This window comes from Roseibium sp. M-1 (assembly GCF_054515675.1).
The window spans coordinates 6,266,442-6,285,380 of record NZ_CM137257.1 but is presented as its reverse complement, the minus strand read 5'-3'; the positions used below and the strand labels follow the sequence as shown (position 1 = coordinate 6,285,380).

The window sequence follows — 18,939 nt, the reverse complement described above, 5'->3', positions numbered from 1 at the left end:
ACCGAAGTGACCTGAGCGCCTCCTTCTTTCGAGCCATTCGCTGGAACTGCCGGGAGAAACAGACCCATGCATGACATCGAAACCCTTGTGATCGGTGCCGGAGCGGTCGGGCTGGCCGTAGCCAGGGCGCTCGCGCTTTCCGGCCGTGAGGTGATGGTGCTGGAGCAGCACGGTCTGATCGGCTCCGAGACGAGTGCCCGCAATTCCGAAGTTATCCATGCCGGCATCTATTATCCGGCCGGCAGCCTCAAGGCCCGGCTCTGCGTGGAAGGCAAGGAGAAGCTCTACCGGTACTGCTTGGCAAATGGCGTTGCCCATGAACGCATGGGCAAGCTGATCGTCGCCGGAAACGAAGATCAATTGCCGGAACTGGAGACGATCCGGCAAAAGGCTGCTGCGAACGGCGTCACCGATCTGGTGTTTGTCGGCCGGGACGAGCTGAGCGAACTGGAACCGGCGCTCGCCTGTTCCGGCGCACTCCTTTCCCCCTCCACCGGCATTCTCGACAGCCACGGCTTCATGCTGGCGCTTCAGGGTGGCCTGGAAGCGGCCGGTGGCCAGGTGGTGCTGAACACACGCGTCGAAATGCTGGAGCCGTTCGCCGGTGGCGGTTACCGTGTCCATGTCGCGACCGGGGATGCAGGCGGCTATGCCCTCACCTGCCGCGAGCTGGTGGTTTCGGCCGGCCATGCCTCTCCCGAGCTGATGAAGGCCTTTCCGCAAGCCAAAGCGCCGAAGGCCTTGCTCGCCAAGGGCAGCTATTTCAGGCTCCAGGGCAAGGCCCCGTTTTCCCGGCTGATCTATCCCGTTCCGGAACCCGGCGGGCTTGGCGTCCATCTGACTTTGGATTTGCAGCACCAGGCCCGTTTCGGCCCCGATGTGGAATGGGTCGAAACTTTCGATTACCCGGTCGACCCGGCCCGCGGCGAAAAATTCTATGCCGCCATCCGCCACTACTGGCCAGGCCTGCCGGACGGCGCGCTCATTCCGGACTATTCCGGCATAAGACCGAAGATCTCCGGCCACGGCGAACCGGCGGCCGATTTCCGCATCGACGGACCCGAGCAACATGGCCTTGGCGGGCTGGTTGCACTTTATGGCATCGAGTCCCCCGGTCTGACCTCCGCCCTGGCGATCGCCGATCTGGTTCTAAGGCACTTGAAGCGTGTCGCGTTCATTTGAATTCACGTGGCCCGCTTTCTCTCTTTTTTGACGTACGACTTTTTGCGAAAACCCGGAACCCACTTTTTCGCGACGTGCGCCAAAAGCTCCGACCGCCTGACCTCGGCCCGTTCGTCGCACCACCGGCGCGGGTTTTCCCCTTCCGAAATCGCCTCCAAATTGGCCCCTTCAGCATTACCAATCTGATTTTCTTTCAAAAAATACGAAACCAATTGACGCCAGACGCGTTTGAGATCAGAGAATAATCCGCACTCGATGCTGCAGCGCACAGGAATGCCATCATTTGGTCCGCATTTCTTCATAAAATCGCTGCAGTGCGCGTGCTCATTCAGAAATCGACCAAGAAGAACACTTTAAATTCAACAAGGTGACCAATCGTCGTGATCAATCGGCGCACGTTTCTCTCTGCAACGGCCCTGTCGGCCGGAGCCCTTGCCACGGGCAGCGTTCCGTCGCTTGCCCTGGCCGAAGATTCCGCACCCGCACAATCAGGTGCCGTCTTTTCGTCCGGCGAGGCATTCGACTTTTCCGCACTCGTGCAGCGGATGAAAGACAAGGCCGGAAAGGCGTTCGATCCCGAGGTGCCGGAGCTTCCCAAACTCCTCGCCGAGCTGACCTACGACCAGCACCGCGCCATCAATTTCCAGCCCGAGCGGTCGCTCTGGCAGGAGGGTGGCGGCAATTACCAGCTCCAGGCCTTTCATCCAGGCTGGCTCTTCAAGGAGCCGATCGAGCTGTTCGAGATCGCCGAGGGTGTCGTCACCCCGCTGCATTTTACCGGTGCGGATTTCGAATACCGCGAACCGCTGGACCAGCAGGCATTCAACAATGTGGACCTGCCCGGCATCGCCGGCTTCCGCCTGCACCACCCGCTCAACACCCCGGATTATTTCGACGAGCTGATGGTCTTTCTGGGCGCCAGCTACTTCCGGGCGCTCGGCAAGGGCAACGTCTATGGCCTGTCCGCCCGCGGCCTTGCCATCGACACGGCGATCAGCGGTCCCGAGGAATTCCCGCGCTTCACACGCTTCTACCTGGAGCGCCCGGCTGCCGGCGCGCCCGAAATGCGGCTCTATGCGGAGCTGGAAAGCGAACGCGTCGCCGGTGCCTACCAGTTCACCATCAAGCCGGGCCTCAACACGATCGTCGAGGTCGACGCGCGCATTTTCCTGCGCGACGACATCGAGCGTCTCGGCATTGCGCCGCTGACCTCCATGTTCCTCTACGGCGAGAACGACCGGTTCGGCTTCGACGACTACCGTCCGGAAGTGCATGACAATGACGGCCTGATGATCCTGCGCCAGAACGGCCAGCGTCTGTGGCGCCCGGTCCGCAATCCGGAAGCGCTGGCGCTTTCCTTCTTTGCGGAAGAAAACCCGGCCGGCTTCGGTCTGTTGCAGCGGGATCGCGACTTCGACCACTACCAGGACACGGAAGCCAAGTATCAGCGCCGCCCGTCGCTGTGGATCGAGCCGATCAACGACTGGGGCACCGGCCAGGTGATGCTGGCGGAGATCCCGGCCGAGAAGGAAATCTACGACAATATTGTCGCCTTCTGGGTTCCGGAAAACGGCATCAAGGCCGGCTCCGAACACCGCTTCGCCTACCGCATGATCTGGGGCCGCGAACCGGAGCCGGGCACGGAACTGGCGCAGGTCGTTGCCACCAGCACCGGCCATGGCGGTGCGGCCGCCTCCGACCCCGATCCGAAACTGCGCAAATTCGTCGTGGAATTTGCCGGTGAAAACCTGTCGCAGATGGGAGCGGAAGCACCGCTCACCCCGCGTCTTCAGGTCCGGAACGGCAAGGTCGGACACCAGTTCGCCCAGCGGCTCGAGGGCGGCAGCTGGCGTGTTGTCCTCGATATCGAGCGGGACGACGAGGAGGTTCCGGTGGAATTCATCCTCGCCCTGCAGCTCGACGGCGCGGACGTTACCGAAACCTGGATGTATCAGTGGAGTGGGAACCGATGACATCGCATGTAAGCCTGCAGCGGGACGCGTATCCTGTCCCGTTTGCGGCAGAGCTTTACGAAGAGATCCGGACGGAACTGCAACGGCCGGATCTTTCGGACGCAGACCTGGAGAAAGCACTTTGCGGGCATGAGCTTGCCGTTTTCACCGCGGCGCCCGGCGCCCGGTCCCGCGCCCTGCGCTCGCTTGCCCTCCCGGCGCCGCGCCATGGCCTGGACATGCCTGCCCACGACCTCAATCCGCCGCTCGCCGTCCGGTTTGCCCCGGTCGTCGCTCTTTGGCAGCGGATGCTGCAGCCGATCGCTCCGCAGCTGAAACGCCTTCCGGTTCCCTTCAAGGATCACTGACATGTCACGCGGGCCGGAAATCTCGGGGCGTGGCGTCCCGGGAAATAGCGTCCCGCAAAGCGGGATCTGGGCGACCGTCTCCCGGCGTCTGGCGATGCTTCTGATAGCCGTCTGCCTCACCACCGCGGCATCCTACATGTTCGCCATCGTGGTGCAGTCGGACGGCTTCGACTGGCTGGATGTGGTGCGCATCGGCCTGATGACGATTGCCGCCTTCTGGCTGGCCTGGGGCGGGTGCATCGCCCTGTTCGGCCTGCTGTTTCCGCCGGAGGACTATCCGGGATCGCAACGCCGCCACCAGGGCCGCACTGCCATCCTGATGCCGATCTACAACGAGGCGACCGGCCCGGTCTTTGCCCGTCTCGAAGCCATCATGCAATCGGTTGCCCGCCTGCCGACGGCGGACCGGTTCCACTTTTTCGTCCTCTCCGACACGACGAAGCTGGATGTGGCCGAGAAGGAAAGGCAGGCCTATCAGCGCCTGCTTGCCCGCCGTCAGGCCGGCGGACATCTGTTCTACCGCCGGCGCGAGCAGAATATCGGCCGCAAGGCCGGCAACATCGCCGACTTCCTGCAGACCTCGGGCGGCGCTTACGAGTTCATGCTGGTGCTGGACGCCGACAGCCTGATGGATGGTGCGACGATCCAGGAGATGGTCCGGCGCATGGAGGCCGACCCGCGCCTAGGCCTGCTGCAGTCGCTGCCGCAGATCATCGGCCTCAACACCCTCTTCGGCCGCCTGTTGCAATTCGCGACCGGCCTCTACGGCCCCTATTTTGCCCGCGGCCTTGCCGCGGTGCAGGGCGGTGAAGGCTCCTTCTGGGGCCACAATGCCCTGATCCGCACCCGCGCCTTTGCCGCCAGCTGCGGCATGGCGGCGTTGACCGGCAAGCCGCCCTTCGGCGGACATATTCTCAGTCATGATACTGTCGAGGCCGCGCTGCTTGCGCGCGACGGCTGGAAGGTCCGTCTCGATCCGGACCTGACGGGTTCCTACGAGGAAGCCCCGGCCAACATGGTCGACTATGCCAAGCGCGACCGGCGCTGGTGCCAGGGCAACCTGCAGCACAGCCGGATCCTCGCCGCGCCCCGCTTCCGTTTCTGGAGCCGCATCTCGATCCTGCAGGGCATTTTCGCCTATCTCGCCTCGCCGATCTGGCTGCTCTTCCTGCTGGCAAGTCTTGCCGCGCCGCTGGTCGCCTCGCGTCCGGTCTATTTCGACGGCCATTCGCCGTTTCCAGTGTTCCCGCATCCGGAGACCACAACGGCGCTGGCGCTTCTCTTCGGCCTGGTCGCGCTCCTGATCCTGCCCAAGTTCCTGCTGGTTGCCCGCGCGCTTCTCGGCGGCAGAACCTCGGATTTCGGCGGGGCCGGACGCCTTGCGCTCAGCTTCCTGCTGGAAATCCTGCTGACCTCGATCCTGGCGCCGATCCACATGATGTTCCACTGCCGCTCGGTGTTCCAGGTGATGACCGGAGCCGACAGCGGCTGGCCGGCGGCCGACCGCGACGACGGCTCACTGCCACTTGGCGCAGCCTTTTCCGCCACCTGGTGGATGAGCATCGCCGGCACTGCCGCAACCGCGTTCTCCCATTATTATGTGCCGGAACTCTTCTACTGGCTGTTGCCGATCACCCTGCCGCTGGTCTTTGCCCCGCTGCTGGTCTGGCTGACGTCCTCGGTGTGGCTGGGCAAGCTGACGCGAAAACTCGGTCTCTTCGCGGTGCCGACGGACATGCGCCCCGTCGATGTCGCCAGCGACATGCACCTTGCGCTGGAACAGCAGGCTGCGTGACGGGAGTCTACGCGCACATGCCGTCCAGGGAGACCTTCTCCATCGTCATCCCGGACGAAGCGAAGTGTAGATCCGGGACCGGGGAAGCACTGTATTTCACATTAGCTAGCTGCTGGCCCGCCGCATAGTGGCTACCCGGTCCCGGCTCGCGCTGCGCTTGGCCGGGATGACCACGGAGAGGTTGGGAAATCGGAGCCGTGCGCCCCGCGCCTCAATGCATCCGGGCCGTTTCCGCTTCAAGAATACCATCTGCATCCAGCCCGGCGATCGGCAGCCGCTTGTCCGTCGGCACGTCGCCGGAAAGCTGCAGGGCAAGGTAGCGGCCGCAGCAGACCCGCAGGAAACTGGTGAAGTTGCCGAGGTCATGCCCCGCATCGATGCTTTCGTGATGCAGCCGCGTGATGAGCTGCACCACATTCATGCCGTCCCGCCCGGCGATCTCGTCCAGCACCTTCCAGAAAAACGCTTCCAGCCGCACCGAGGTCACCATGCCGTCGATGCGCAGGGATTTCGTCGTGCTTTCCCAGAGCGCGGGATCGGCATCGATGAAGAGCTTGCACATGGGTTTCCTCACGGTGTTCTCGATCCGGTGGGTTTTCGGGCTGCCTGCCCCCGCGTGAAAGCGCAGACCTCGCCACGGATGCAGCCTAGTCCCCTTCCCCCTTGTGGGGAAGGGTTAGGGATGGGGGTGCACGGCAAAGCCGTACCTTTGGCAGAGGCGGTATTTACCCCCACCCCTAGCCCTTCCCCACAAAGGGGGAGGGGAATCGTCTGCTGCTAAGCTCAGGCCCTAGAACTCCGCCTCATCCTGAGGAAGCGCGTCAGCGCTGTCTCGATGGATGGGCCGCTTGCTCATGAACGTGTGCCGCCCATCCTTCAAGACGGACCTGACGGCCCTCCTCAGGATGAGGTTTGTTTTGCTGCGAAGCCCAAATAGCCGCTTACGCCGCCATCGACCCCGCGGCAGCACCACTCAGCACCGCATGGAATTGCGAAAGCCAGGCCGGATGGGCCGGCCAGGCAGGGGCGGTGACGAGGTTGCCGTCGGTGACGGCGCCGTCGATGGCGATCTCGGCATAGGTGGCACCGGCGAGTTCCACCTCAGGACGGCAGGCGGGATAGGCAGAGACTGTTCGTCCCTCGATGACCTTCGCCGCCGTCAGGATCTGTGCGCCATGACAGATGGCGGCGACCGGCTTGCCGGCGTCCATGAAATGCTTCACGGCATCCAGCACGCCCGCGTCGAGGCGCAGGTATTCCGGTGCCCGGCCGCCCGGGATCAGAAGCGCGTCGTAGCTTGCAACATCCACGTCGGCAAAGGTCGCGTTCAGCGTGAAATTGTGGCCGCGCTTTTCGGTATAGGTCTGGTCGCCTTCGAAATCGTGGATGCAGGTGGCAACCGTCTCGCCGGCCTTCTTGCCCGGACACACGGCATCTACCTTATAGCCCATGGCGAGCAGCGTCTGGAACGGCACCATCGTCTCGTAGTCTTCGGTGAAATCCCCGGTGATCATCAGGATTGTCTTCGCACTCATGCTTCGTCCTCCAGCTTGGCAATTCGCGATGGAGAAACGCTAGCAGGCGAAGGACCCGAGCGGGTATTAGGGGAGTACTACAGGGGAAATTTCTGTTTTTGCGCAGATTTTAGCAGCCCGCAGAAGATCGAAGAGGTTCAGGTTAGCTGACTGTATTTGCTGCAAATAATAGTGTCACCCCGGACGAGCGAAGCGAAGATCCGGGGCCTACTCGCTTTGCAGCTTTCGAATAGCGGTGACTTCATCTGATGCGCTGACACGACTCTATCACCTCTCTGGAAATGAGTGGGCCCCGGGTCTCGCGTCGCTCGCCCGGGGTGACACTGAAAACAACGTCGCGCCTTTCTTCCTGCTGCTTTCACCCGAGCCGGCAGGAGAGAATTCCAAAGTAAATGCCCTGGTCTCAATCCCTGTAATCCGGCTCGCTCCGGTCCAGCTGCCGCTTCCAGTAGTCGAAATGGGCATAGCCCATGCCGACATAGGGTTCCCATTCGGCGGCCGTCTTGGCGGCGAGGTTGTCGGACATGATCGAGAGTTCCTGCCCCGACGCATAGGCCTTCAGCAGCGTTTCGGCGGCGCGTTCGAAGAAATAGAGATGCTCGAAGGCCTCGGCGACCGTGACCGCCGAAATCGAGACACCGTGGTTGCCCATCACCAGCACGGACTTGTCGCCGAGAGTCTCGGCGATCCGCCGCCCCTCCTCGGCCTCGTCGGCCATGCCGCCGAAGCCGAGATCCATCGCCACCTTGCCGAAGAAGCGCGCCGTGTTGAGGTCGATCGGCTTCATCGACGGGTCCTTGAGTGTCGCAAGCGCCGTCGCGTTGGGCGGGTGGCAGTGGAACAGCACCCGTGCCTTCGGATTTGTCCGGTGCACCGTGCCGTGGATGCACCAGGCAGACGGGTCCGGCGCGTTCTCCCGTTCCATGACACTGTCGTCATTGGCGTCAAGCAACTGAAGGTCGCTCGCCTTCACTTCCGAAAAGTGGCGCCATTTCGGGTTCATCAGGAACTTCGTTCCGTCCTCGGAAACGGCGGCACTGAAATGGTTGCCGACGGATTCGCTCCAGCCGAACTTCACCGTCAGGCGGAAGGCGGCGGCAAGATCCTCGCGCAATGCCTGTTCGCTCTGGTTTTCAGCCTGAGCCCGGAAGCGGACATCGGTGACGACACTCATTTGAACCTTCCTTCCCCGGAAAGAACCCGGTACGTGGAGCGCAGTTCGCCCCGGTCGGTGTAGCAACCGCGCAGATGCCGGCTGCCGCTGGTGGCCGAATAGGCGGCGCGGCCATGGACGATGCGGTGGTTGTCGAAGACGATACATTCGCCGGCATTGAGACGGAAGCGCATCAGGTATTTGTCCTCCCGCATCATTCGGCCGAAGCGGCAAAAGGCCGGATAGTAGCGGTCGAGTTCCTTCTGCGGCATGTCGAAGATATCCGCATGGTGCTGGCTGATGGTGACACCGGAGATATTGCCGTGCTCGTCCAGCTCGATCACGCGCTGGCGGGCACGCATGTCGAAAGTGTCGTGCTCGCAATAGTAAGGCACGTCGGTCGTGACCAGCAGCTCGAAGTCTTCCGGATAGAATGTCCGGAAATCCTCGGCGACCGCCAGTCCGTCGGCAAAGATGCTGTTGCCGCCCTCGACCGAGTTCGCGCGGCAATGCAGGAACTGGACGCCAGGTGCCAGGTCCTCGTCCGGCAGGTCCGTGTGCAGCGGCAGGGCCTTGGACGTGAACGCCAGGTTGGTCGGCTTGATATGGGTCTTCACCTCGAAGGTGAGACCGAAATAGCTCGGCCGCACATGGCCGATGAGGCCGGCGGTATCCAGTAGCGCTTCATCCGAGTCCGGCAGGCCGGTCAAAAGGGCAACGCCGTCGGTCAGCATCGCCTTCGCCCAGTCGCAGCGGCGGCCCTTGTCCGCCATCACATCGTCATAGGCAAAGCGGGCAATCTTCGGATAGTGATCTCCGTACCAGGGAACGCGCGGCAGGTTGGCGATGTCGGGTCGCTTTTCTCCACCGGAATAGGCTGCCAGCAGCGACAGCGGCAGGCGGGAGACGTCACCAGAGCCAATCCAGTTGATCTCCAGATCACCGCCCACAATAGCCGCGGAAGCCGCTTTCGGTGCGGCCTCCAGAGCAAAGATGTCGTTGACCCGTTCGCGGGTCTCCGGATCGAAGGAGCCCGGGCAATTGTCGCGCAGCCAGTAATAATTGAAATAGACAGTTTCACCATCCTTCAACGGCACATCGAGGCCGTTTTCCTGCAAGAGCACTCCCGCATCGCCGGTTCCGAGCATTTGGTCTTCCTTTAACTTAAGTTTAGTCCCGGCCGGCCGGACATCAGCCGAACGGCTCAAGACACCAGTGTTCAATAAGTTTTTCCGAAAGTGCGCTTGTGCGCCTGATTTGAAAAGGCGATAAAAACGAAACTTAACTTAAGCCATGACTAAACTTGAAAGTCTGACATGCAGCGGCTTCCCCCTCCCCGGCTTCTCAGTGTCTTTGAAACCGTCCAGCGCGCCGGAGGCAGCAAGGCGGCGGCGGCCGAGCTCAATGTCTCGCTGTCGGCGATCAGCCAGGCACTGAAGCAGTTGGAAGAGCATATTGGCACGCCCCTCATCGACCGCAGCACACGGCCGGCAGGCCTCACGGAAGCCGGCAACGTGCTCTTGCAGGCAGTCGTTGAGAACCGGGAGCGGCTCGAGGAAGCCCTCGACACCATCCGCACGCTGTCGGATCCGGCAAGCCGGTCGGTGACCGTTGCCAGCACCATCGGCTTTGCCACCTACTGGCTGATGCCGCGGCTGGAGGCCTTTTACCTCGACCACCCGGACGTCGCGGTGAATGTGGAGACGACACCGCATGAAGTGCCGCGCCTTGGCCCGAGCACCGATATCGCCATGCGCTACGGCGACGGCAATTGGGACGACGGCACGGTGGAGCTGCTCTTCAGGGAGACAGTGGAACCGGTCTGCGCGCCGGGCTATCTCAAACGGCTCCATGACAAGGTCGGCAGCCTCGGTTCGGCCTTCCTCATCCACGTGGAGAACAACGATCGGCGATGGATCTCCTGGCCGGACTACCTCGCCCGCACCGGCCAGAAGGCGGCAGGGTCTGCCAAGGGGCTGAGGTTCTCAAACTATGTCCAGGCGACGCAGGCGGCCCTCTCCGGCCACGGCGTCATGCTCGGCTGGCGCTCGATCTCCGGCGATCACGTCGAAAAGGGCAACCTGGTGCCTGCGGGCCTGCCGCCCCTGCAGCCGAACAATGCCTATCACGCCGTCCTCTCCCACCGCAGCCGCAACCGGGCAACGGCGGAGGTGGTGGTGGGGTGGTTGAAGGGGGTGGCCGCCGCTGGCTTGTTGGCATCGACCTGATCCCGGATCACGATACCGATACCGGATCTCAACGCACGATCACAACCCTTGCATCGCTGCGCCCCACCTTCCGGACCAGGTTGAAAAGCTTTGCCGCATGGGTCGGGTGCAGGCGGATGCAGCCGTGGGAGGCCGGGCGACCGAGGCGTTTGATGTCGGTGGTGCCGTGAATGGCGTAGCCGCCATAGAAGAAGACGGAATAGGGCATGGGCGCCCAGTTGTATTTGCGCGAGTGCCAGTTGCGTTCCAGCCGTGTCGGCTTCCAGCTGCCCGTCGGCGTGCGGTAGCCCTTGCGCGCGGTCGAGACCGGCCATTTGTCACGCAAGCGGCCGTCCACATAAAGATAAAGCCGCTGCTCGGAGAGATCTATCTTGGCGGTAACACGCTGCGCTGCATTGGCACCGGCCATTGTCAGTGCCAGAAACGCCAGCACAAGCGGCGCGAGAATGATTTTCTTCCAATTCACCATGTCATTGCCCCTCAATAAAATTCAGAACTCTTTTTTTTTGAAATCCTACGGAAAAAATCTCTACAAACACAAGTTTCCCCTAGGTAAAATTGAATGCGTGTTGGAAACGGTTTGGTAAAAGACCGGGGTTCGCAGATCCTCTCGTACTGCAATCACTGTCATTGCCGTCCTTCCAAGAGGTCTCGACGGAACTCCTTGTCTGCCGATCTTTGAACAGGAAGCGCTCCGCATATGACCAAATTTTGCAGCATTTTTCAGTGTCACCCCGGCCGCAGCGAAGCGAAGAGCCGGGGCCTACTCGCAAGGCAACTTGTAGAAGGATGCGGTTTTGTACCATTTTGACTGCACGTCTATTCTCTGGAAACGAGTAGGCCCTGGGTCTCGCGCTGTTCGCCCGGGGTGACGCCTCTTGCTTTCCGCATCTTCCTTGGAAATGCGACAGCCCTGCTGGCAAGGAAGAAGAGAAACGCAAGCCGATAGCGCTTCACCCTCATCTCTGCTCACCCCCCATCAAAATCCCAAAATCCCCCTTGACCTCACCCGCTGCCGGTGCCATAACCACGGCCGAACCGTACGGTACGGTTCACCACCCGAGCACGCTCTTTCAAACCAGCCGACCCGACCAAAATGCCCGCAGCCGCCTTTGACATCGCCACCTCCCGCGCCGACGCCGCGCCCGAGTTTTCGCCGCGCCAGCAGGTGGTGCTGCAGCATGCGCTGACGCTGCTGGTGGATGGTGGCGAGAAAGCACTGACGACGGCAGGTCTTGCCCGCACCGCCAGTTGCTCCAAGGAAAGCCTCTACAAGTGGTTCGGCGACCGGGACGGGCTGCTCGCCGCCGTCGTCGCCTATCAGGCCAGCCAGGTGCAGTTTCCCTCGGAGGCCGGTGCAACCGCCGATGCGGCAACGTTCCGCGCCCATGTCACCGCCTTTGTCGAGGCCTTGCTTGGTGTTCTCTTCTCGGAAACGTCGCTGGCGCTCAACCGGCTCTCCATCGGCCAGAGCAACACCAATTCCAACCGGCTCGGCCAGCTGCTTCTGGTGCGCGGCAAGCACATGATCTCCGCCCGCGCCCGCGCCATGCTGGACAGCGGCCGCCGCCATGGTCTTTTGAAATTCGACAATTCGGACGACGCCTACCAGGTGCTTTATGGCCTGGCGATCCGCGACGTCCATATCCGCCTTCTTCTCGGCGATGCGGCAAGCCCCGCCGAGAAGGATCTCAAATCCCAGGCCGTTGCGGCCGTGGATCGCTTCTACCGGCTGTTCGGGGCCTGAAGTCCCGGCCAGCGGCAAGACAAGACAGAACAACAAGCCGGACCCAAAGCCGGCATTTTCAAACAAGCAAATGCAGACGGGAGAAAGGAACCCATGCGCGTTTATTACGATCGTGATGCTGATCTCAACCTGATCAAATCCAAGAAAGTCGCCGTCATCGGCTACGGCTCGCAGGGCCGCGCCCATGCCATGAACCTCAAGGACAGCGGCTGCACCGAGATTGCCGTTGCCCTGCGCGAAGGCTCCACCACCGCCCTCAAGGCCGAAGCCGACGGCTTCAAGGTCATGAACGTCGCCGAGGCAGCCGCCTGGGCCGACCTGATGATGATGGCCACCCCGGACGAACTCCAGGCCGACATCTACCGCGACCACATCGCCGCCAACATCCGCGACGGTGCAGCAATCGCGTTTGCCCACGGCCTCAACGTCCATTTCGGCCTGATCGAGCCGAAGTCCACCGTCGACGTCCTGATGGTCGCGCCGAAGGGCCCGGGCCACACCGTTCGCGGCGAATACATGAAGGGCGGCGGCGTGCCGTGCCTCATCGCCGTTCACCAGGACGCCTCCGGAAATGCCCATGACCTGGGTCTGTCTTACGCCTGCGGCGTCGGCGGCGGCCGCTCGGGCATTATCGAAACCACCTTCAAGGAAGAGTGCGAAACCGACCTCTTCGGCGAACAGGCCGTTCTCTGCGGCGGTCTCGTCGAGCTGATCCGCGCCGGTTTCGAAACCCTGGTCGAAGCCGGCTACGCTCCGGAAATGGCCTATTTCGAGTGCCTGCACGAAGTGAAGCTGATCGTGGACCTGATCTACGAAGGCGGCATCGCCAACATGAACTACTCCATCTCCAACACCGCGGAATGGGGTGAGTACGTCACCGGCCCGCGCATCGTGACGCCGGAAACCAAGGCGGAAATGAAGCGCGTCCTGACCGACATCCAGACCGGCAAGTTCACCTCCGACTGGATGCAGGAATACCGGGCCGGCGCTGCCAAGTTCAAGGCAACCCGCCGCCTGAACGACGCTCACCAGATCGAGGAAGTCGGCGAAAAGCTTCGCGGCATGATGCCGTGGATCAAGTCCAACGCCCTCGTCGACAAGACCAAGAACTAAGTTTCAGCCTCATCGATCGATTGGAAAGGCCGGGCAGCAATGCCCGGCCTTTTCTTTCGTTTTCGGGAGATGACGCACCGGGCGATCAGTGCACGGGGTTTTCAGCCGCAATTATCACCCTGATAAAAATCGCGATAAAAGTGAATGAAAGATAACGGGCAAGTGCCTCATTTGACGAAATTTTTTCGGCACCCAATAACCCGATCTCAAGACCTTCTCCCGTAACGTCATTTTGAACTGTCATTGATACGGGGACCCTTTCGGGACTGGGCTGATGGATCTGTCGACACTCTTTCTGGCGAACGTTTTGCTGCTGTCGATATTTGCCACGTCTTACCTCGCCATCGCCTTTCAGGCTGCCCCGCGCGGTCACTGGATCAGCTGGGCAGCGGCCAATGCCCTGCTGGCCGCAGCGCTGCTTTGCTTTGCACTCGACACGGCCCTGCCCCGTCTTGCCGTCTATCTGCTGCCCAACACGCTGTTATTGCTTGGCTTCGGCTTCCACTGGCATGCGGCACGTCAGCTGGCGCAGTTGCCGACAGGCTTGAACACGGTGGCCGCACCGGCCTTCGCCTATCTGTTGACTGCCCTCGCTGCGTACTTTTTCGGCAATTATGCGCTGGCCTATACGGCCTCCAATGTGGTGTTCACGGTTCTCGCCGTTGCAACGATCAGCGCCTATGCCTCCAAGACCTTCCGGGGGCTGGTCGCGCCGATCGGGATGATCCTGGCGTTCTTCTTCCTTGCCGCCGAAGGTGTGCTCAGAACCGTGCACGGGCTTGTCTCGGGTGGACCGCAGGGACCGGGCATGATCAACGACATGATCCTGGACATTCACCTGATGTGCGCCCTGGTGTTCATCAGCCTGAGCGGGGCCTTCGCCCTGGCGCTCTCCTTCGAGCTGGTGGCGGACAGGAACAGGGAAGCAGCGCGCCGCGACCCGCTGACCGGCGCCTTCAACCGCCGCGAATTCCAGAGCCGCCTGGAAGACATCCTCAAAGCAGCACCGAAGGCCGACTTCGGCCTGGTCCATTTCGACCTCGATCATTTCAAGCAGGTCAACGACCGCTTCGGTCATGTGGCCGGCGACGAAGCGCTGGTGAAGGTCTGTACGGAAGTGAAGGCGCATCTGCGCCAGGCCGATTGCTTTGCCCGGCTCGGCGGCGAGGAATTCGCCGTGCTCCTGCCCTGCATTTCCCGGGACAACGCCTTCAAGGTCGCTGACCGGCTGCGTGAATGCATTGCCGGCCTCAAGTTCGAATTCGCCCCGGAAGGCTTCAGCCTCACAGCATCAGCGGGCGTCTATCACGGCGATGGCAACCACCTTGCCTCGACCGAGCTGCTGCAGCGCGTCGACAAGAGCCTCTACCGCTCCAAGGAAGCCGGGCGCAACCGCATCTCCTTTGTCGAGGCACTGTCGGAGACCGTCGCCGGGGACGACCTCGTCCCGGTTCAGGAATAGGCTTCGATCAGCCGCGTGACTTCCTTGTCGCGGGCCGCTTCGCTCGCACCGCCAATCACCACCACCACAAGCCGCTTGCCGCCGCGATTTGCGGTGGCAACAAGATTGTAGCCGGAGAGGCGGATATAGCCGGTCTTCAGGCCGTCGACACCGGCCACCTTGCCGACGAGGTTGTTGGTCGCCCGGAAGGTGCGGCCGTTATAGGAATAGGACGTTGCCCGATAATAGCTGCCGTATTGCGGAAAGCGTTGCTTGAGCGCCAGGCCCAGGACGGCCATGTCCCGCGCCGAGGTCACCTGGGCCGGGTCCGGCAGGCCGGTGGCGTTGACGAAGCGGGTGCGCGACAAACCGAGCGCACGCGCCTTTGCCGTCATCTGGCTGGCAAAGGCGGCTTCGCTGCCGGCAAGGTTCTCGGCGATCGCCATCGCGACATCATTGGCCGATTTCACCGCAATCGCCTTTGCCGCCTGTTCCACGGTAATCGTCGACCCGGCCTGAAGGCCGATCTTTGCCGGCGGCTGCGATGCGGCGTTTGCAGAGACGGTGAGCGGCGAAGCGAGGGAATAACGCCCTTCCGAGACGGCCTCGAACAGGAGATAGAGCGTCATCATCTTGGAGAGCGACGCCGGAAAGCGCGGTGCGTCGGCATCGACCGCATAAAGTTCCGCACCCGTCGAGGCATCGATGACGAGGGCGGAAAAGCCCCGTTCCACTGCGGTTGAAGGCGCGTAGGAGACCGGCACGACAGGCGCGGTCGGGGCAGCTGGCGTCACCGCGGAGGCGGAGGGAGAACTCGGACCCTGGGCAGTCTGACAGGCAGCCAGCAAGCCGGCCAGAAGGAATACAGAGGCCTTTTTCGTAAACTCAGTCCAGCGCATTCCAGCTCTCACGCTTGTTGGCGAATGCCCGCCTCAAGCCTTGAGGCGGTATCCGGTCTTGAAAATCCAGTGCACGACGGCCAGGGAGCCGCCCAGAAACAACCCCGTCGCCAGCAGCGACAGCCACAGGCTGACATCCGCCTGACCGTAGAAGCTCCAGCGGAACCCTGAAATCAGATAGACGACCGGATTGATCAGCGTCACCTTCTGCCAGAATTCCGGCAGCATGTGGATGGAATAGAAGCTGCCACCGAGAAAAGCCAGAGGTGTGACTATCAGCAGCGGCACGAATTGCAGCTTTTCGAAATTGTCGGCCCAGATACCGATGATGAAGCCGAGCAGCGCGAACGTGATCGCCGTCAACAGGAAGAAGGCCGCCATCCAGACCGGATGCTGGATCTCGAGCGGCACGAAGAAGCTCGCCGTCGCCAGGATGATCAGCCCCACCAGAATGGACTTGGTTGCCGCCGCTCCGACATAGGCGATGGTGATCTCCAGGAACGACACCGGGGCGGACAGGACTTCGAAGATCGTGCCGGTAAAGCGCGGGAAGTAGATGCCGAAGGAGGCGTTGGAGAGGCTCTGGGTCATCAGCGACAGCATGATCAGCCCCGGCACGATGAACGCGCCGTAGCTGACACCGTCCACTTCGGAAATCCTCGAGCCGATGGCTGCACCGAAAACGACGAAATAGAGCACCGTGGAAATGACCGGCGAGATGATGCTCTGCATGATGGTGCGCCGGGTGCGGGCCATTTCCGTCACATAGATGGATTTGATCGCTTCGAAATTCATGTGTCTCAATGCCCCGTCGTCAGAATGAGTTCCATCCGGGGCAGCGTGCGTCCCGGGATCGAACCGGACGGCGCGCTGCCGACGGTTCGAAAGCCCATGCGGGCATAAAAGGGTTCGGCAAAGGGGTCGGCGTCGAGGCCGACCTTAGAAAGGCCGAGGCTTCTTGCGCGCCGATGCAGCACCTCGAACAGCGCCCGGCCGATCTTCTTCCCCTTCCAGTCGGGATCGACGAAACAGGTTTCCAGTTCGCCGGTCTCGCCGTCGTCTTCCATCGAAAGCCTGATGCAGCCGATGAGCGCACCCTCCGTGCTTTCCGCGACCCAGAAATCGTCGTCCATGATCCAGCTGTCGCGGACCTTCAGCTCCTCCGCGCATTGCGCCATGAAGGCATCGTCATACCCGTTGGACTGTTTGGAGCGCATGCAGAGCTCCGTCAGTGCATCCCTGTCCTCAAGCGTTGCAACACGAATTGTGAACTCTGCCCCCATGGCCCTTCACCCCTGCCGCACCAGACCGACAAAGATGTCTTCCAGCGACGACTGGTCGGTCTGCAGATCGTGGAAGCGGACGCCTGCCTGGGACAGGTCGGTCAGAAGCGCCGTGATGCCGGTCCTGTCGGCCTGGGTGTCGTAGGTGTAGACGAGGCTGCGGCCCTCGTCCTCCAGCTGCAGGTCGTACCGGGTCAGCGCTTCCGGTAGGGCGCTGATCGGCTCGGAGAGGCTCAGCGTCAAAAGCTTGCGGCCAAGCTTGCGCATCAGCTCCGCCTTTTCCTCCACCAGGATGATCTCGCCCTTGTTGATCACCCCGACCCGGTCGGCCATCTCCTCGGCTTCCTCGATATAATGGGTCGTCAGGATGATGGTGACGCCCTTGGCCTTCAGCTCGCCGACGATGCGCCACATGTCATGACGCAGTTCCACATCGACACCGGCCGTCGGTTCGTCCAGGAACAGGATCTGCGGCTCGTGCGCAAGCGCCTTGGCAACCAGCAGCCGCCGTTTCATGCCGCCGGAAAGCGCCATGATCGGGTTGTTGCGCTTCTCCCAGAGGGTCAGGTCCTTCAGGATCCGCTCAACCAAATCGGGATCGGGTTTGAGACCGAAAAGGCCGCGGCTGAAGGCGACCGTGTCGCCGACCATCTCGAAGGGAGCCGTCGGCATTTCCTGCGGCACCAGGCCGATCAGCTGCCGTGCGGCCCGGTACTCCTTCAAGGCGTCATGCCCACCGACATGAATGCTGCCGGAGGTGGGCCGGACAAGGCCGCAGATGGTGCTGATGAGCGTCGTCTTGCCGGCACCGTTCGGCCCCAGGAGCGCAAACACCTCGCCCTGGCTTATGTCGAGAGAAACGGATTTGAGCGCCTGGAAGCCACCGTCATAGGTCTTTTCCAGATCGCGCACGGACAGTATCGGAGCCATCAATTCAACCGGTTCAATTTTTCAGGATTTGACCAGACGGCCAAACAGGCGAGCACCCTCGCATGTGGGCGGATCGCCCGCAAGATGCAAGGCCCGGTCCCTGACGGCGACAGCTTCGCGGTCGATCGGCGGCGCTTCAGGACATTGTTTCCTCTTCGGAAACACTGCGTCTGCGGGGCCTGGGCTGGGTTTTGACATTCCAGCCGCTATCTTTGCGGCAAGAACCTCGTTCAAAGGAAACCAAGATGTCCATCCGCCCTGTCACCCATATCGGCACGACCCAGGCAACCATGGAAGGCGCCGGCGTCAGGCTTGAGCGCGCCTTCGGCTTCCAGGACCCGGAAATGCTCGATCCCTTCCTGCTGCTGGACGACTTCAGAAACGAACGGCCGCAGGACTATCTGAAGGGCTTTCCCTGGCATCCGCATAGAGGCATCGAGACAATCACCTATGTTCTCGCCGGCACGGTCGAGCACGGCGACAGTCTCGGCAACACGGGCAACCTTGGCGCTGGCGACGTCCAGTGGATGACCGCCGGCCGGGGGATCATGCATCAGGAGATGCCCAAGGGAGACAAAAACGGCCGCATGCACGGTTTCCAGCTCTGGGCCAACCTGCCCTCATCGCTGAAGATGACCACGCCGCGTTACCAGGATGTGACCGCGAAAGATATTCCGGTCGTGACCGAGGACGACGGCACCTCCGCCCGCATCATTTGCGGCGAGTTCTGGGGCAAGCGCGGCCCGGTCGACGGCATCGCCGCCGATCCGCAATATCTCGACATCCATGTGCCTGCGGGCAGAAAGAAGCGCTTCAAGGTCGACACGCACAAGCAGACCTTTGCCTATATCTTCGAAGGCTCCGGCAGCTTCGAGAGCGCCTCCGATCCCTTCGGTGTCCTGACGGAGAAGGAATTCGGCGGCGAGGAACTGAAGATCCGCGACGAGACCGGCAACCGTTCGCTCGTGATCTTTGGCGCCGGCGACGAAATCGTCGTGCAGGCGGGCGACGAAGGCATCCGCTTCCTGCTTGTCTCCGGAGCGCCGATCAAGGAACCTGTGGCGTGGCACGGTCCGATCGTCATGAACACACGCGAGGAGCTGGTTCAGGCCGTGCGGGAATTGCAGAGCGGGACATTTATCCGTTAAGCCACCCAACGGAAACCATGCGGTTCCGGAGCTGAAATCCGTGTTGCCTCTCTGGCTGGCGGATTGGGTTCGCCCCAGCCGGATTTTTCCGAGCCAAGGGTGTTGGGGGTGTCGCCAATACAGGGTAGGAATCGATCGAGTTCCGATTCCGCTCCAGTGTGCGGA

The 18,939-nt window shown here is 61.9% G+C and carries 19 protein-coding genes; 9 read left to right on the top strand and 10 right to left on the bottom strand.

Going from position 1 to position 18,939, the window contains the following annotated elements:
* Positions 1 to 66: 66 nt before the first annotated feature.
* Entirely contained in the window at positions 67 to 1,182 is a 1,116-nt protein-coding gene (locus tag ACX3M4_RS28270; protein WP_459356255.1) for an NAD(P)/FAD-dependent oxidoreductase, read from the top strand.
* Positions 1,183 to 1,184: 2 nt separating this feature from the next.
* Here the strand turns inward: ACX3M4_RS28270 and ACX3M4_RS28265 are convergent, their stop codons facing one another.
* Positions 1,185 to 1,484 carry a hypothetical protein gene (locus tag ACX3M4_RS28265; RefSeq protein ID WP_459356254.1) on the bottom strand — a complete coding sequence of 100 codons (300 nt, stop codon included), beginning with the start codon at positions 1,482 to 1,484 and terminating at the stop codon, positions 1,185 to 1,187.
* 78 nt (positions 1,485 to 1,562) lie between these two features.
* Between ACX3M4_RS28265 and ACX3M4_RS28260 the strand changes: the two genes are divergently transcribed.
* The 3 genes from ACX3M4_RS28260 to mdoH are packed head-to-tail and all read left to right on the top strand — an operon-like array spanning position 1,563 to position 5,297.
* Positions 1,563 to 3,155 carry an OpgD/OpgG family glucan biosynthesis protein gene (locus ACX3M4_RS28260; RefSeq protein ID WP_459356253.1) on the top strand — a complete coding sequence of 531 codons (1,593 nt, stop codon included), beginning with the start codon at positions 1,563 to 1,565 and terminating at the stop codon, positions 3,153 to 3,155.
* On the top strand, positions 3,152 to 3,502 hold the full coding sequence (locus tag ACX3M4_RS28255) for a hypothetical protein (protein ID WP_459356252.1): 351 nt from the start codon (positions 3,152 to 3,154) through the stop codon (positions 3,500 to 3,502). The genes ACX3M4_RS28260 and ACX3M4_RS28255 overlap by 4 nt, the downstream gene beginning before the upstream one ends.
* Position 3,503: 1 nt before the next feature.
* Positions 3,504 to 5,297: a glucans biosynthesis glucosyltransferase MdoH gene (gene mdoH, locus ACX3M4_RS28250; protein WP_459356251.1), complete on the top strand. Its 1,794-nt coding sequence runs from the start codon at positions 3,504 to 3,506 to the stop codon at positions 5,295 to 5,297.
* Between the two features lie 211 nt (positions 5,298 to 5,508).
* Here mdoH and ACX3M4_RS28245 read toward each other — a convergent pair whose 3' ends face one another.
* The 4 genes from ACX3M4_RS28245 to ACX3M4_RS28230 form a co-directional block, all read right to left on the bottom strand.
* Positions 5,509 to 5,859 (bottom strand): ribbon-helix-helix domain-containing protein, encoded by a 351-nt coding sequence (locus ACX3M4_RS28245; RefSeq protein ID WP_459356250.1) that lies wholly within the window; start codon positions 5,857 to 5,859, stop codon positions 5,509 to 5,511.
* A 379-nt stretch (positions 5,860 to 6,238) separates the two neighbouring features.
* Positions 6,239 to 6,832 (bottom strand): DJ-1/PfpI family protein, encoded by a 594-nt coding sequence (locus ACX3M4_RS28240; protein WP_459356249.1) that lies wholly within the window; start codon positions 6,830 to 6,832, stop codon positions 6,239 to 6,241.
* 403 nt (positions 6,833 to 7,235) lie between these two features.
* Positions 7,236 to 8,006 carry a class II aldolase/adducin family protein gene (locus tag ACX3M4_RS28235; protein ID WP_459356248.1) on the bottom strand — a complete coding sequence of 257 codons (771 nt, stop codon included), beginning with the start codon at positions 8,004 to 8,006 and terminating at the stop codon, positions 7,236 to 7,238.
* The gene (locus ACX3M4_RS28230; protein WP_459356247.1) at positions 8,003 to 9,133 is read right to left on the bottom strand and encodes a TauD/TfdA family dioxygenase; all 1,131 of its coding nucleotides are present in this window, start codon (positions 9,131 to 9,133) and stop codon (positions 8,003 to 8,005) included. Before ACX3M4_RS28230 ends, ACX3M4_RS28235 begins: the two co-directional genes overlap by 4 nt.
* Positions 9,134 to 9,301: 168 nt before the next feature.
* Here ACX3M4_RS28230 and ACX3M4_RS28225 point away from each other — a divergent pair, with 168 nt between their 5' ends.
* Complete coding sequence (locus ACX3M4_RS28225; protein WP_459356246.1) at positions 9,302 to 10,213, top strand: LysR substrate-binding domain-containing protein; 912 nt, start codon at positions 9,302 to 9,304, stop codon at positions 10,211 to 10,213.
* Positions 10,214 to 10,241: 28 nt separating this feature from the next.
* Here ACX3M4_RS28225 and ACX3M4_RS28220 read toward each other — a convergent pair whose 3' ends face one another.
* Positions 10,242 to 10,682 (bottom strand): L,D-transpeptidase, encoded by a 441-nt coding sequence (locus ACX3M4_RS28220; protein ID WP_459356245.1) that lies wholly within the window; start codon positions 10,680 to 10,682, stop codon positions 10,242 to 10,244.
* A 627-nt stretch (positions 10,683 to 11,309) separates the two neighbouring features.
* On the opposite strand from ACX3M4_RS28220, the gene ACX3M4_RS28215 reads away from it, so the two are divergent.
* The 3 genes from ACX3M4_RS28215 (at position 11,310) to ACX3M4_RS28205 (ending at position 14,535) form a co-directional block, all read left to right on the top strand.
* Positions 11,310 to 11,960, top strand: coding sequence for a TetR/AcrR family transcriptional regulator (locus ACX3M4_RS28215; protein WP_459356244.1), 651 nt, complete (start codon positions 11,310 to 11,312; stop codon positions 11,958 to 11,960).
* A 93-nt stretch (positions 11,961 to 12,053) separates the two neighbouring features.
* On the top strand, positions 12,054 to 13,073 hold the full coding sequence (gene ilvC / locus ACX3M4_RS28210; RefSeq protein ID WP_459356243.1) for a ketol-acid reductoisomerase: 1,020 nt from the start codon (positions 12,054 to 12,056) through the stop codon (positions 13,071 to 13,073).
* 274 nt (positions 13,074 to 13,347) lie between these two features.
* On the top strand, positions 13,348 to 14,535 hold the full coding sequence (locus ACX3M4_RS28205) for a GGDEF domain-containing protein (protein WP_459356242.1): 1,188 nt from the start codon (positions 13,348 to 13,350) through the stop codon (positions 14,533 to 14,535).
* Here the strand turns inward: ACX3M4_RS28205 and ACX3M4_RS28200 are convergent.
* The 4 genes from ACX3M4_RS28200 to ACX3M4_RS28185 are packed head-to-tail and all read right to left on the bottom strand — an operon-like array spanning position 14,526 to position 17,626.
* On the bottom strand, positions 14,526 to 15,413 hold the full coding sequence (locus ACX3M4_RS28200; RefSeq protein WP_459356241.1) for a D-alanyl-D-alanine carboxypeptidase family protein: 888 nt from the start codon (positions 15,411 to 15,413) through the stop codon (positions 14,526 to 14,528). The genes ACX3M4_RS28205 and ACX3M4_RS28200 overlap by 10 nt on opposite strands.
* 33 nt (positions 15,414 to 15,446) lie before the next feature.
* Entirely contained in the window at positions 15,447 to 16,208 is a 762-nt protein-coding gene (locus ACX3M4_RS28195; RefSeq protein ID WP_459356240.1) for an ABC transporter permease, read from the bottom strand.
* Positions 16,209 to 16,213: 5 nt separating this feature from the next.
* The gene (locus tag ACX3M4_RS28190; protein ID WP_459356239.1) at positions 16,214 to 16,696 is read right to left on the bottom strand and encodes a GNAT family N-acetyltransferase; all 483 of its coding nucleotides are present in this window, start codon (positions 16,694 to 16,696) and stop codon (positions 16,214 to 16,216) included.
* Between the two features lie 6 nt (positions 16,697 to 16,702).
* Positions 16,703 to 17,626, bottom strand: a complete 924-nt coding sequence (locus ACX3M4_RS28185) for an ABC transporter ATP-binding protein (protein WP_459356238.1) — start codon at positions 17,624 to 17,626, stop codon at positions 16,703 to 16,705.
* 245 nt (positions 17,627 to 17,871) lie between these two features.
* Here ACX3M4_RS28185 and ACX3M4_RS28180 point away from each other — a divergent pair, with 245 nt between their 5' ends.
* Positions 17,872 to 18,774, top strand: a complete 903-nt coding sequence (locus ACX3M4_RS28180; RefSeq protein ID WP_459356237.1) for a pirin family protein — start codon at positions 17,872 to 17,874, stop codon at positions 18,772 to 18,774.
* Positions 18,775 to 18,939: the final 165 nt, after the last annotated feature.